Here is a 13,254-nt window from a genome sequence, read left to right as displayed (position 1 = left end):
TAGCGCATGAAACGCGACTTCACAACAGGGAGTGGACCGCCTTTTTGCGTCCAGCCTCCTGCGCAAGGCGCGTGGCGGTCGCACGGGCCGCGCCAAGAGGCAGGTCCAGATCTTCTGCCACAGGCCAGCCACCATGAGCTTTCCCGGCCTCGATCCCGGCCTCTCCATGCAGCCAGACGCCCGCACAACAGCCTTCCCAGACGTCCATTCCCGCAGCGAGCAATGCAGCGATCACACCTGTCAGCGTATCTCCCGATCCCGCGGTCGCAAGAGCGGAAGAGGCATGATTATTAATGGCAATTCGTCCGTCAGGGCCCGCTATAATGGTATCCGGCCCTTTCATGACAACGACGGCATTGAGGCGTTCTGCGGCAGCACGCGCAGCCTCAATACGATTTCCTTCGACAGGGCCGAACAGTTTGCGGAACTCCCCGATATGAGGCGTGACGGCTGCAACCCCTCTCAGACGGGACAGATCCTTCGCTCCCCAAGCCAGTGCTCCGGCATCGGCGATCACCGTACGATCGGCTTTCAGAAGTTGCGGCAGGGTTGCTGCGACTTCATCTTTGGTCAGACCGGGTCCGCAGATCCACACCTTACGCCGGACATCTTCCAGCAGTTCGGAAAGCGGCTCAGCGTCCACAACCAGACCGGGATCGCCGAGTCGGTAGGCTGGCGCGCCCTCGCCCGCCGAAATTCGAACCAGCCCCGCGCCGCTTCGTCGAGCCGCCGCTGCTGCAAGACGGGTCGCGCCCGGCATCTCAACTCCACCACACAGGCTGACGACCCCGCGACGATATTTGTAATCTCCCTCACCCGAGACGGGCAGGCTCCACAAACCGGGCTTGTTATGCTGCACGGTCGGTTGAATTCCCTCCCAAGCACGCTCAGGCATGCCGATATCGGCACAGATCACCTCGCCACACAGCCCAGCGCCCGGTTGCAGGACATGGCCGGGACGCGGACGGACGAAAGTCACGGTGAGGAGACAATTACGCGCCCGACCAAGAATTTCGCCCGACGCCCCCGAAACTCCGCTTGGCATATCGATCGCCACGACCTGACAAGCGGCAGCCAGCACGGAAGCGATCTCGTCCGAAACGGGTCGTTTCAGCCCGGAACCGAAGACTGCATCCACCACCAGATCCGCCCGCCCCATTTCTTCAACGGAAAACGGAACCGTCAGTCCCGTCCATTGCGCAGCCATTTCCGCTGCCGGTGTTCCTGCCTTCGGACTGGAGAGCACAGCCACACGGACCGGCCAGCCCTGACGCGCAAGATGGCGCGCAACGACATAACCATCGCCGCCATTATTCCCCGGCCCGCAGGCCACAGTGACACGACAGGGCGAAAATCGGCTCTGGATCACGCGGGCAACAGCCCACCCGGCGCTTTCCATCAAAAGCGTGGAGGGCAGAATGGCTGCTGCCCGCCGGTCCATCCGGTCGCTCTCGTCAGGGAGAAGAAGTGCAAAAGGATGTCGGGACATATCGGGGCAATCTCCTGCCGGACTCATGATGCAAAGCGCGAACTGCTTTTGCGTTACCCGGTTCGCGATGGCACTTTTGCAATCACTCTGGCGCAAAGAGGGCTGCGTCGGGTATTCAAGGGAAACGCATTTCGGGAATGATCTTTCCCTCTCTTTCAATTTCCAACCCTGACGAGAACCAATGACAGGATCGATCATCTGGAGCCTCGTGCTCGCAATTCATGTGCTGTGCATGACTTACTGGGTTGGCGGGTCAATCTATTCGACGCTGGTCGTCCGCTCCACGGTCGGACTGCTTGATCCCGGACCACGCAATTCAGTTCTGCTTCAGGGCTATACGCGCTTTTTCCGCGGATTATATCAGGTGGTGCCGTTTTCGCTGCTGAGCGGCTGGGGGCTGGTTTTTCATGAAGGCGGATTTGGTGCCGTGGCCTGGCCCGTCAATGCGATGCAGCTCCTGGGGCTGGTCATGGCAGTGGTTTTCATCATGACCGTTCAGGGGCCATTCCGTCGGGCACGCCGGGCCATGCGCCCCCAGGCCGCCCTGTTTGACACACTGCGCAGCCGCACCGCGATCATGGCGGGACTGGGTGTTCTGACCATCCTTGTCGCAGCAATGGCACGCGGCATCTGAAATCGTATGCGATACGGCGCTTTTGGGGCCGTATCGCTTGCCATTTCTGCCATTTATCGATAACGCACCAGTTATAGCTGCGGGTCCCTGCCCCGCCCTCAACTCCGGCCCGCACCTGTTGGGGTGCGCACCGTCAACGAGAGTCTCGAGAGTCATTTGAGCGCGAAAACGACCTCCGGTCCTTCCAAATCCCGTACGACTGCCACCCCAAAACGTGGCCGCCCTTCCGCTTCGCGCAGTGCCGCAGCCGAGGTTTCCCCGACTATTGCCGATGAAGGCGACACGTCTGCGACACCGGAAGCCCCTGCTGCCAAGGCCCCGCGAGCGCGGCGCTCGAAGACCGTAGCTTCCGCAACCCCGGACAAGACGGACGCAGCGAAACCCGCTACGCGCCGCTCCCGCAAGGTGACGTCTCCGATTGCCGAGACCGCCACCGAAAACGAAGCGTCTGTTGCCAAACCTGCCGTACGTGGCAGGAAGACTGTTGCGGAGCCGAAAATAGCCAGCGAAACATCACCCGCTCCCATCCGTCGACGTTCCCCGAAAGTGGTGGATGAAACGGTAGCTGAAGCCACTCCAAAACGCCGCGGTCGTCCGCGCAAGGTCGTTGCTGTCGAACAGCCGGAACTGGAAGTCGCTTCGGAAGAGACATCGAAGCCTGCCGAAGCTCCGCGCCGCCGCGGACGTCCCCGCAAAACGGACGCAGTTGCCACGGAAGCCACCGTCGAAAAGCCCGTCGCAGAAAAGGCAGAAAAAAAAGCACGTCCGGCCCGTCGCAAGGCTTCTGCTCCGGCAGAAGACGTCGTCGCGCCCGTCGCCGAAGAAACCCCCGAGGCAACAGCCGAACCGACCAAGAGCGAAAAGGCTCCGGTCCGTCGCCGCCGTGCCAAGACTGTCGCTGCGGAGCCCACAGTGATCGCAGAGGACGAGGCTGTCCTGCCTGCCGTCGCTGAGGCTGTCGTGATTGCCGAGAATGCTTCCGACAAGCCCCGCTTTGCTGATCTGGGCCTTGACGAACCAATCATGCGGGCCATCCAGGAACTGGGTTACGAGCACCCTACCCCGATCCAGGCGCAGGCCATTCCCGAAATCCTGAAAGGCCATGATGTTCTGGGCGTGGCACAGACCGGAACCGGCAAGACCGCTTCTTTCACGCTGCCAATGCTTCAGAAGCTTTCCGGATCGCGCGCCAGAGCGCGGATGCCGCGTTCGCTGATCCTTGAGCCGACGCGTGAACTGGCTTTGCAGGTCGCGGAGAATTTCAAGCTCTACGGCAAACATCTGCGCCTGACGCATGCGCTGCTGATCGGCGGTGAAAGCATGGCCGAACAGCGCGACGTTCTGAATCGCGGCGTTGACGTGCTGATCGCAACGCCGGGACGTCTGCTTGATCTGTTCGGACGGGGCGGCCTGCTTCTCACGCAGACCAGTACCCTCGTCATCGACGAAGCCGACCGCATGCTGGATATGGGCTTTATTCCCGATATCGAGAAAATCGTCGGGCTGCTGCCGCCCCATCGCCAGACACTGTTCTTCTCGGCCACAATGGCTCCGGAAATCCGTCGTCTCGCCGATGCATTCCTCCGTCACCCGGTTGAAATCACGGTTTCGCGCCAGTCTTCCGTTGCCACGACCATCGAAGAAGCTCTGGTGATCGTGCCTGAGGACGAGAAGCGCCGCACCCTCAAGAAACTGCTACGCCGCGAAAACGTCCAGAGCGCGATTGTATTCTGCAACCGCAAGCGCGATGTGGACATGATCCAGCAGTACCTGACCAAGCACGGTATAGAAGCCGGACATCTGCACGGAGATCTGGCGCAGTCGCTTCGGTTCTCGACTCTGGAACGTTTTCGTTCCGGGGAACTGAAATTTCTGGTCTGCTCTGATGTGGCTGCACGCGGTATCGACATCGGCGGCCTGTCGCATGTCTTCAATTACGACCTGCCGTTCAATGCCGAAGATTACGTCCATCGGATCGGGCGCACCGGACGGGCCGGCAAGGAAGGCCACGCTTTCAGTCTGGCATCGCCGCGCGATCGCAGACTCCTTGAGGCGATCGAGACCCTGACAGGCAAGATTATTGCGCGCCCTGCTCTCGAAGGTATCACAACCGTTGACTGGGCTCCGGAAGAAGGCGAACGCCGTCTTACTGAATCCGTCTCTGTTCCAGCTCCTCAGGAGATGTCCGAAGACGGAGAACAGCGTGCACGCAAACGCCGTCGGGGTGGTCGCAAGCGTAATCGTACCGAACGTGATGAAAACGAAGCCGTGCAGCAAGTTGCAGCTCCTGCTTCTGTTGCGGTGATCGACTCTCCTGTGAGCCACCGTTCTGTTGAACTGGCTCCCGCGTTCGAAAACGATGGCCCGAAAACTGGCTTTGGCGGCGATACACCCGCCTTCATGCTGGTCCCGCGTCGTCGGAAAGTTACGGTCTCCGGGGAGGCTGACCTTGCCGCCCCTGTTCAGCATGATGGACGCCATTACGGTAATGAATGAAACCTTGACCGGAGTTGCAGAACTCCGGATTGAAGGACTGGGTGCCGCAGGCGATGGCGTTGCGCATCTTGATGGCCAGAGCGTCTTTATTCCGGGCACGCTGCCCGGGGAAGACGTTCAGGTCCGCCTTGCTTCCGGTCATCCTGAACTGATTGATATCGTTCACTCATCCCCTGAGCGTGTAAGGCCACCCTGCGACCTGTTTGGGGAGTGTGGCGGCTGTGCATTACAGCATCTTTCCCTGCCAGCTCTGCTGGAATGGAAATCGCAGCGCATCCTTCATGCCCTGACGGCCGCAGGTTTCACCGATCTGCCACCTGCACAGGTGTTCCAAACGGTGCCTGAAACACGGCGGCGGATGGATTTTGCTGTTCAGCGCATATCTGGCGGCGTGATCATCGGCCTGCATCGTCGCAACGGCGATCCTGTAGACATGACGGAATGTCACGTCCTGCACCCTGCAATTTTCGAGCTTCTGACACCACTACGTGATGTTCTGGGCAGTCTGGGAGCCCTGACGAGTCGTGGAAGCCTGATGGTCAACCTGCTCGACAGCGGGCCAGATCTGACGCTTCAGACCCCTGCTCCACTAACCAGCGCGGACCGCATCAAGCTGGCGGCTTTTGCGCGCGAACATCATCTGTCTCGCATCTCCTGGCAGGACCCGAAAGATCAGGGAATCGAGACCGTCGCGCATTCGGGAGCGGTGCGGGAAGAGTTTGGCGGGGTAGTCGTTTCACCACCACCTTCCGCATTCCTTCAAGCAACGGCCGATGCCGAAAAAGCCATTGTCACGGCGGTTCTAGATGGCCTCCCATCGTTGAACAAAAAGGATGTGACGGCCGAACTGTTTGCCGGTTGTGGCACACTCACCTTCCCCATGTCGGAGAAGGGGCGCGTCATGGCTTATGAGGGTAATCTGGCGGCAGCAAACTGCCTCAAAGCGGCGGCTGGTGGCCGACGCGTGGATGGTTTTCATCGGGATCTGGGGCGCCAGCCGCTTCTGCCGCATGATCTGAAATCAACACGGGCGGTTGTGCTCGATCCGCCTTATGGCGGTGCGGGCGCACAGACTGTGCCTCTGGCAAAATCTGCCGTGCCGGACATCGTTTATGTGAGCTGCAACCCTGTCGCGCTGGAAAAAGACGGCAGAGCGCTTTGGAACGCAGGATTTTCAGTTGTTGGCCTGACGATCGTGGACCAGTTCCTATGGTCCACGGAAGTCGAAGCTGTCGTCGTGCTTTCGCGGGATGCGAAGCGGATCAAACGTGAAAGCTCTCGCCGCAGCCGCAACGACCCTTCTCGTTCGGATTCCTGAACGTAAAACCGGATTCGAGGTCCTTGACCTCGTAATCCATGACAGTGCCGGTCAGGAACAGGGTGGCTTTGCGATCCACCAGCAGGGTAACGCCCTGATCCTCGACCCGTTCATCAGCAGGCTGCGCTTCTGTTACGAAATTCATTTCGTAAGACAACCCCGAGCATCCGCGTGTTCCTACACTGATCCGTAGAATCTGTCCCTGATGAGAGCCTTCATAGAGGGCTTTCAGACGTTTGGCGGCCTGATCAGAAACACTCATAAGGGCAGGCAGCGGACGGCGCGTTGCGACATCGGACATGATGGTTTTTCCCGGATCAGAACATGTTAAGGGCAAGACGGGCATCATCGCTCATACGGCTCATGTCCCAAGGCGGATCCCAGACGATTTCGATCGTCGCCTGACTGACGCCCGGCACATGAGAGACGGCATCCCGCACCATCTCGGGCAGTTCCTGCGCGCTGGGGCAATTCGGCGCCGTCAGCGTCATTTCCATATGAACGCGACCATCGTCGTGTAGGTCGATGGCGTAGATCAGGCCAAGTTCGTAGACATTCACCGGAATTTCCGGATCATAAACCGTGGCGATGGCGGCGATGACCGCGTCCTGATCAGGCGCAGTTCCGGTGGTCGGAACGCAGGCTGTATCTTCGGTGGTGGGGATATCGGTCATGGCTTCACTCATGTGAGCATCATCCGGGCCCGTTCAAGACCCTCGATAAACGTGTCGATTTCATCGGTCGTGGTATAGATGCCAAAACTGGCGCGCGCTGTTGCCTGAACACCCAGACGCCGGACCAGCGGTTCCGCACAATGCTGTCCGGCGCGAATGGCAATCCCAAGCTGATCAAGCAATGTCGCCAGATCATGCGGGTGCGCACCATCCATGATGAAGGAAATCACGCCGCCGCGTTCCGCAGGTTCCCCCAGCACACGCAGACTGTTGATTGCGCGCATTTTTTCCAATGCGTAACGGGTAAGTTCCGCTTCATGTCGGGAGATGGCCTCATAACCGATCTCTTCCACAAAGCGCACGGCAGCCCCCAGACCAATCGTTTCCAGAATGGCCGGTGTTCCGGCTTCGAACTTGTGCGGAACATGCGCCCATGTCGCGCGCTCGAACGAGACGTTCTCGATCATGTCGCCACCGCCCATGAACGGCGGCATGGCGTCCAGAAGCTCCATCTTGCCCCAAAGCACACCGATGCCTGTGGGACCATAGAGCTTGTGCCCAGTGAAGGTGAAGAAATCCGCGCCAAGCTCCTGCACATCAATCCTGCGATGCACGACGGACTGCGATCCATCCAGCAGGATACGCGCGCCATAAGCGTGGGCAATTTCCGTCAGCTTGCGGGCCGGGGTAATCGTTCCAAGCACATTGGACATATGCGTGACGGCCACAAGCGCCACCTTGCCATCCGACAGGAGCGCTTCATAGGCGTCCAGATCAATGTCGCCAGCATCGTTGATGGGAACGACACGCAGATCAATTCCTGCCCGGTCCCGCAGCATGAGCCAGGGCACGATATTGGCGTGGTGTTCCAGTTCGGAAATCAGAACCGCCTGCCCCGGTTTCAGCAGATTGCCGAAACTGTGAGCCACCAGATTGATGGCCTCGGTGCTGTTGCGGGTGAAGACGATTTCGCGATGATCGGGGGCATTAAGAAGGCGGGCGACGTCATGACGGGCGCGCTCATAGGCTTCCGTCGTACGCTCGCTCATCCAGTGCAGACCGCGATGGATATTGGCATATTGATGATACGCAGCATCCCGCATGGCCTCGATCACGACATCGGGCTTCTGGGACGAGGCCGCGCTGTCGAGAAATACCAGCGGGCGACCATGAACGGTTTCGTTCAGGATCGGAAAATGAGCGCGGATTTCAGCCGTCGATTTGCGGGACGGGACGCTGCTGCCGGTCATGACGCCATACTCCGCACCAGCAGATCACGCAGAGCCTCATCGGCGACAAGATCCAGCGCATCGATCAGGAACGCCCGCACGAGAATATCGCGCGCCTGCGCTTCGGGAACGCCGCGGGAGCGCAGATAGAAAAGCTGTTCGTCATCAAGGGCACCTACAGTCGCGCCGTGGCTGCACTTGACGTCGTCGGCATAGATTTCCAGCTCGGGCTTGCTGTTGATCTGCGCCTTTTCAGACAGCAGCAGCGCCTGATTCATCTGATATCCATCGGTTTTCTGGGCCACGCGATCCACGAGGATCTTGCCCTGAAAAACACCCTGCCCGGCGTCGGACAGAACCGTCTTGACGGTCTGGCGTGAACTGCCATCGGGAGCCGCATGATGGATCATGGAGGTCAGGTCGTTCAGACGTTGGCCGTCCACGATCTGCACCCCATTTACATGGACCATGGCATGTGGGGCGTTCAGCGTCACGACGGCTTCGTGTCGGGCGAGGCTCCCGCCCTGATTTAGGGTGAAGCTGTCATACTCGCCCTTCTCCGACACGTCAGCGGAAACAATGGCAAGATGCGTACCGCTCAGGCTCTCGCGCTGCAATTTGATGTGACGCAGCGTGGCGCCTTTGCCCACGACGATATCGAAGCGCGGATTAGCGATATACCGCCCTTCGCCTGCATTGACGTCGTACAGTGTGAGCGATGCGCCATCTTCCAGCACGATACGATGCTGAAGATGCGTCGAAACAGTGTCGCCGCTGGACAGACTGATAAGGGTCAGCAGCCCGGCGTCCGTTCCTGCCGGAATGTGAAGATCAAGCCCCTTTTCGCCCAGCGCCATATTCAGCGTCGCGGAAAAGACACCCTTGAGCGGGGAAACATGGTCCGAAGCCTGCTGGTCAACGTCCAGAGGAGCAGACAGCCCCTCTAACAACCTGCCATTGCCATAAACCATGCGCGCGCCGCTTTCTGGTAACGGCAAATCGTTCAGGAGTGCATTGACGGTTTCAGACGCCAGAGGAGCAGCCTGTGTCCATGCCGTGTCCGCGATAGACCGCAGCGGCGTATAGCGCCATGCTTCGACGCGACGTGTCGGCAGGCCGACTTCGGCAAGAGCGGCCCCGCGTCCAGAGGCGCGCTGGATAAACGCCTCCAGAGCCGGGGTATCCTGCGCCACGATTGGCTGTACGCTCACGCTGCCGCCTCGAGAAACTGGGTATAGCCCTGCTTTTCAAGCGTCTTGGCGATATCAGGGCCGCCGCTATGGATGATACGGCCATGCGCCATGACATGCACACGATCCGGCACGATATAGTCGAGCAGACGCTGATGATGCGTGATGACCAAAGCGGAAAAATCCGGGCTACGCAGAGAGTTCACACCTTCTGCCACGATGCGCAGGGCATCAATGTCCAGGCCGCTATCCGTTTCGTCGAGGATGGCAAAGGACGGCTGGAGCAGACGCATCTGGAGCACTTCGTTGCGCTTCTTCTCACCACCCGAGAAGCCGACATTGACCGCACGCTTGAGCATGTCGTCGGACATGGACAGATGCTTGGTCTCGGCACGGACAGCTTTGAGAAAGGCCACGGCATCCAGTTCAGCTTCACCACGCGCCCGGCGAACCGCATTCACAGCAGTCCGCAGGAAATTCGCGTTGTTCACACCCGGCAGTTCGACGGGCGACTGAAATGCCAGAAACAGACCCAGAGCAGCCCGTTCTTCGGGTTCAAGAGCAAGAAGATCCTGTCCCTTGAACGTGGCAGACCCACCCGTCACTTCGTAGTCGTCACGACCGGCAAGCACATAAGACAGCGTGGATTTACCTGAGCCGTTCGGTCCCATGATGGCATGGACTTCACCCTTGGGGACTTCGAGATCGAGCCCCTTGAGGATATCCTTGGGCGTGCCGTCGGCGTCGATGCGGGCCTGAAGACCCTGAATTTTCAGAAAATCGCTCATATTAACCCACACTTCCTTCGAGGCTGATCTGCAGAAGTTTCTGCGCCTCGACCGCGAATTCCATCGGCAGCTCTTTGAGCACCTCGCGGCAGAAACCATTGACGATCAGACCGACTGCATCTTCTTCAGAAAGGCCGCGCGAGCGGCAGTAGAAGAGCTGGTCCTCAGAGATTTTTGACGTGGTCGCTTCATGCTCCACGCGCGCCGTCATGTTACGGCTTTCAATATAAGGCACCGTATGCGCGCCACACTGATCGCCGATCAGAAGGCTGTCGCACTGCGTGAAATTGCGCGCATTGCGGGCCTTTGGCTGCATGCGGACCAAGCCACGATAGGTGCTGTCCGACTGACCCGCCGAGATCGTCTTGGCGATGATCGTCGAGCGCGTATTGGGCGCAAGATGGATCATTTTTGTGCCGGTATCGGCCTGCTGGTGATTGTTCGTCACCGCAACCGAGTAGAACTCCCCGACCGATCCTTCTCCTGCCAGCACGCAGGACGGATATTTCCAGGTGATGGCAGAGCCGGTTTCAACCTGCGTCCAAGAGATCTTGGACCGTGCGCCGCGGCAGATTCCACGCTTGGTGACGAAGTTGTAGATACCACCCCGACCTTCATCGTCGCCCGGATACCAGTTCTGAACGGTGGAATACTTGATCGAGGCGTCTTCCATCGCGATCAGTTCGACCACGGCCGCATGAAGCTGGTTCTCATCACGCTGCGGCGCTGTGCAGCCTTCCAGATAGGAAACGGTTGCGCGGTCTTCAGCAATGATAAGCGTCCGTTCGAACTGTCCCGTATTGCGCGCATTGATGCGGAAATAGGTGGACAGTTCCATCGGGCAGCGGACACCCTCGGGGATGTAAACGAACGAACCATCGGTAAAGACGGCGGAATTCAGCGCCCCGAAGAAGTTGTCGGACACCGGCACAACCGTCCCCAGATATTTCCGGACCAGTTCGGGATGCTCGCGGATGGCCTCGGAGATCGGGCAGAAAATGACACCGGCTTCGGCAAGCGTCTTGCGGAAGGTTGTTGCGACGGACACGCTGTCGAAAACGGCGTCCACGGCAACTGGCAGGCGCGCTTCTTCAGCCCCTTCCACACCGGCCAAAAGCGCCTGTTCGTGCAGGGGGATACCCAGTTTAGCGTAGGTCTTGAGTAGTTCGGGATCGACTTCATCAAGGCTCTTGGGACCAGGCTTCTTCTTCGGCTGGGCGAAGTAATGCGCGTCCTGATAATCGATCGGCGGATGATGAATATGAGCCCAGGTCGGCTCTTCCATTTCCAGCCACGCGCGAAAAGCCTTCAGACGCCAGTCCAGCATCCATTGCGGCTCGCCCTTGCGCTCGGAGATCAGGCGGACCGTTTCTTCATTGAGACCCTTGGGCGCGATATCCATTTCGATATCGGTTTCAAAGCCCCATTCGTAGCTGGATTTCGCGAGCTTTTCGACTGTCTCGCGGGTTTCCGTCACGGCTGGCATGGTGTGCTGTCCTTAACTGACCGCTTCGGTCACGGAGGGGGACTCCGCTCCAACGGTGGCGGCAGGAGCCAGAGCAGGGCCGCGTCTTGGCAGACGCTCCGCATGCCGACCCATATCCGCCAGTGTAATGCTGTTGAGTGTGCTGAGGATGGCGTCGTTCACGACGTCCCACTGCCCCGACAGACCGCACAATGAGCTATGCTCGCATTCACGCCCGTCACAGCAGGCGGTAATGGCGATCGGCCCGTCTACTGCCGCGATGACAGCGGCGACGGTCACCTTCTCAAGTTCGCCCGCAAGACGGTAGCCGCCCCGTGCGCCACGATGGGAAAGGACCAGACCGCTGGAGGCCAGTCCCTTGAGAAGTTTGGCCACGGTGGGTTCGGGAACGCCGGTTTCTACTGCAAGGGCTGCGGCTGTTGCCAGTCCTTCATGACGACCGAGATGAACCAGAAGGACAGTGGCGTAATCGGCCAGTTTGGAGAGCCTCAGCATCGCTTGCACACTCGCATCTTGTTCTAATTCAAGACTTGTTAAGTCCTGAATTGTTCCAAATGGCCCATACCGGAGCAAAGGTCAAGACTTCTGTGCCTGACCTTTCCCTGACATGGAATGTCACAAACCAAAAAACAGCCGCGAAACGCCGTCAAGCACCGCTCCGGCGAGAAAACCGACCACCGTGCCGTTGATGCGGATATAGGCGAGGTCGCGCCCGACACGCGACTCCAGCCTCGTCGCCAAATCATTTCCGTCCCACCCCGCCATGACGGCGGCGATGAACCCGGACAGTTTCTCACGCAGACCCGGCAGGATCCGCTGGACTGTGCTTTCGACAGCCTGATTGACTTTCAAACGCAGGACGTCGTTGGATCGCAGAGCACTCGCAAGCTGGACGACCGCGGCATCAATGACCGTAGCGCTCCAACCGTCTTCCCGACTGCTGTCCTCCTCCACCATACGCCGCAGACGGTCCCAAAGCTCCGAGCTCCATCCTTTCAGACTGGTATGAGTCAGGACGGAGGTAATGGTGTCGGCCATATCCTTGCGGCGCACGGGATCGTGTTCGATCCGGTCGATTTCACCCCGAACCCATGTTGTAAATCCGTGCCGCAAATCCGAATCCATCGGATCGACCCGTTCAAACTCGGCATGAAGCGCCATGAGAACACGACTGGCGACTGAGCCGCCAATCGCCCATCCCAAGAAACGACCACCCTGTTCGCGCACCCGTTCTTCAACAAAATGTCGCAGGTCCGATTCCCGGGACGTCACGGTGGTCTTGATGCGTTCAAGCAGGAAGGACAGGACCTCCTGATGCATTTCGCTGTCCACCATGGCACGCATGCCACGGGAGACGAGAGGAGCCATTTCCTCTCCATTCAGCAGGACCGGAAGAGCGCGTGAGATGGCAGCCTTGGCCCGCCCGTCCTCCAGATGATCGAACATCAGGGGGATCGCGGACCGCATACTGTTGACGAGCGTTTGGCGTGTCGCAGGCTCGCTCAGCATATCAGCGATCAGACCGGAGAGATCGATTTTCGACAAAGCGCGGCGGACGTCGTCCTCAGTGAAGAACTGTCCCGAAATGAAGCGGCCCAGTGCCTGTCCGAGGCGCTCTTTCTGACGCGGCAGAATGGCCGTGTGCGGAATGGGGAGCCCCAGCGGGTGGCGGAACAGCGCGGTCACTGCAAACCAGTCGGCAAGCCCACCAACCACACCTGCCCTCGAACCTGCTCTCAGAAGGCCAAATGCCAGACTGCCATCGCCGATATGACGGGCCGCCGCCAGCGTCGTACCTGCGGCAAGTACTCCCATGCCAACAAGCAGGCCACCGGCCATGAACCGTGGCGACAGACCTGAAGGGTCGGATTTTCGGGAAACGGGATGGGGCGTGTCCGCGTGCATCCGCACACAGATAGCATCATCCTGACGGGCTGTCGCGTCCAGAGC

The 13,254-nt window shown here is 59.4% G+C and carries 12 protein-coding genes; 3 read left to right on the top strand and 9 right to left on the bottom strand.

Going from position 1 to position 13,254, the window contains the following annotated elements:
- Positions 1-19: 19 nt before the first annotated feature.
- A complete protein-coding gene (locus ABDK74_RS00860; protein ID WP_346002338.1) occupies positions 20-1,489 on the bottom strand; it encodes an NAD(P)H-hydrate dehydratase in 1,470 nt (489 codons plus the stop codon).
- Positions 1,490-1,670: 181 nt separating this feature from the next.
- Between ABDK74_RS00860 and ABDK74_RS00855 the strand changes: the two genes are divergently transcribed.
- The 3 genes from ABDK74_RS00855 (at position 1,671) to ABDK74_RS00845 (ending at position 5,937) form a co-directional block, all read left to right on the top strand.
- The gene (locus tag ABDK74_RS00855) at positions 1,671-2,123 is read left to right on the top strand and encodes a hypothetical protein (protein ID WP_346002337.1); all 453 of its coding nucleotides are present in this window, start codon (positions 1,671-1,673) and stop codon (positions 2,121-2,123) included.
- A gap of 549 nt (positions 2,124-2,672) precedes the next feature.
- Positions 2,673-4,619: a DEAD/DEAH box helicase gene (locus ABDK74_RS00850; protein WP_408874490.1), complete on the top strand. Its 1,947-nt coding sequence runs from the start codon at positions 2,673-2,675 to the stop codon at positions 4,617-4,619.
- The gene (locus tag ABDK74_RS00845) at positions 4,594-5,937 is read left to right on the top strand and encodes a TRAM domain-containing protein (RefSeq protein WP_346004120.1); all 1,344 of its coding nucleotides are present in this window, start codon (positions 4,594-4,596) and stop codon (positions 5,935-5,937) included. Before ABDK74_RS00850 ends, ABDK74_RS00845 begins: the two co-directional genes overlap by 26 nt.
- On the opposite strand, the gene ABDK74_RS00840 is transcribed toward ABDK74_RS00845, so the two are convergent.
- The 8 genes from ABDK74_RS00840 to ABDK74_RS00805 all read right to left on the bottom strand — a co-directional run bounded on the left by ABDK74_RS00840 (position 5,882) and on the right by ABDK74_RS00805 (position 13,209).
- Positions 5,882-6,238, bottom strand: coding sequence for an iron-sulfur cluster assembly accessory protein (locus ABDK74_RS00840; protein WP_346002335.1), 357 nt, complete (start codon positions 6,236-6,238; stop codon positions 5,882-5,884). The genes ABDK74_RS00845 and ABDK74_RS00840 overlap by 56 nt on opposite strands.
- 16 nt (positions 6,239-6,254) lie before the next feature.
- Positions 6,255-6,623 carry an SUF system Fe-S cluster assembly protein gene (locus ABDK74_RS00835; protein WP_194254618.1) on the bottom strand — a complete coding sequence of 123 codons (369 nt, stop codon included), beginning with the start codon at positions 6,621-6,623 and terminating at the stop codon, positions 6,255-6,257.
- Positions 6,620-7,861, bottom strand: a complete 1,242-nt coding sequence (locus tag ABDK74_RS00830) for a cysteine desulfurase (protein WP_346002334.1) — start codon at positions 7,859-7,861, stop codon at positions 6,620-6,622. Before ABDK74_RS00830 ends, ABDK74_RS00835 begins: the two co-directional genes overlap by 4 nt.
- On the bottom strand, positions 7,858-9,051 hold the full coding sequence (sufD, locus tag ABDK74_RS00825) for a Fe-S cluster assembly protein SufD (protein WP_346002333.1): 1,194 nt from the start codon (positions 9,049-9,051) through the stop codon (positions 7,858-7,860). The genes ABDK74_RS00830 and sufD overlap by 4 nt, the downstream gene beginning before the upstream one ends.
- Complete coding sequence (gene sufC, locus ABDK74_RS00820; RefSeq protein ID WP_011251696.1) at positions 9,048-9,818, bottom strand: Fe-S cluster assembly ATPase SufC; 771 nt, start codon at positions 9,816-9,818, stop codon at positions 9,048-9,050. The genes sufD and sufC overlap by 4 nt, the downstream gene beginning before the upstream one ends.
- A 1-nt stretch (position 9,819) precedes the next feature.
- Positions 9,820-11,304 (bottom strand): Fe-S cluster assembly protein SufB, encoded by a 1,485-nt coding sequence (sufB, locus tag ABDK74_RS00815; RefSeq protein ID WP_062029656.1) that lies wholly within the window; start codon positions 11,302-11,304, stop codon positions 9,820-9,822.
- Positions 11,305-11,316: 12 nt separating this feature from the next.
- Positions 11,317-11,799: an SUF system Fe-S cluster assembly regulator gene (locus ABDK74_RS00810; RefSeq protein WP_194254621.1), complete on the bottom strand. Its 483-nt coding sequence runs from the start codon at positions 11,797-11,799 to the stop codon at positions 11,317-11,319.
- A 120-nt stretch (positions 11,800-11,919) separates the two neighbouring features.
- Positions 11,920-13,209 carry a DUF445 domain-containing protein gene (locus ABDK74_RS00805; RefSeq protein ID WP_346004119.1) on the bottom strand — a complete coding sequence of 430 codons (1,290 nt, stop codon included), beginning with the start codon at positions 13,207-13,209 and terminating at the stop codon, positions 11,920-11,922.
- Between the last annotated feature and the right edge of the window lie 45 nt (positions 13,210-13,254).

It is taken from the genome of Gluconobacter sp. OJB, assembly GCF_039638275.1.
Classification (GTDB): domain Bacteria; phylum Pseudomonadota; class Alphaproteobacteria; order Acetobacterales; family Acetobacteraceae; genus Gluconobacter; species Gluconobacter cerevisiae.
Note: the sequence above shows the minus strand (reverse complement) of the source record. Positions and strands in the feature narration are given on the sequence as shown.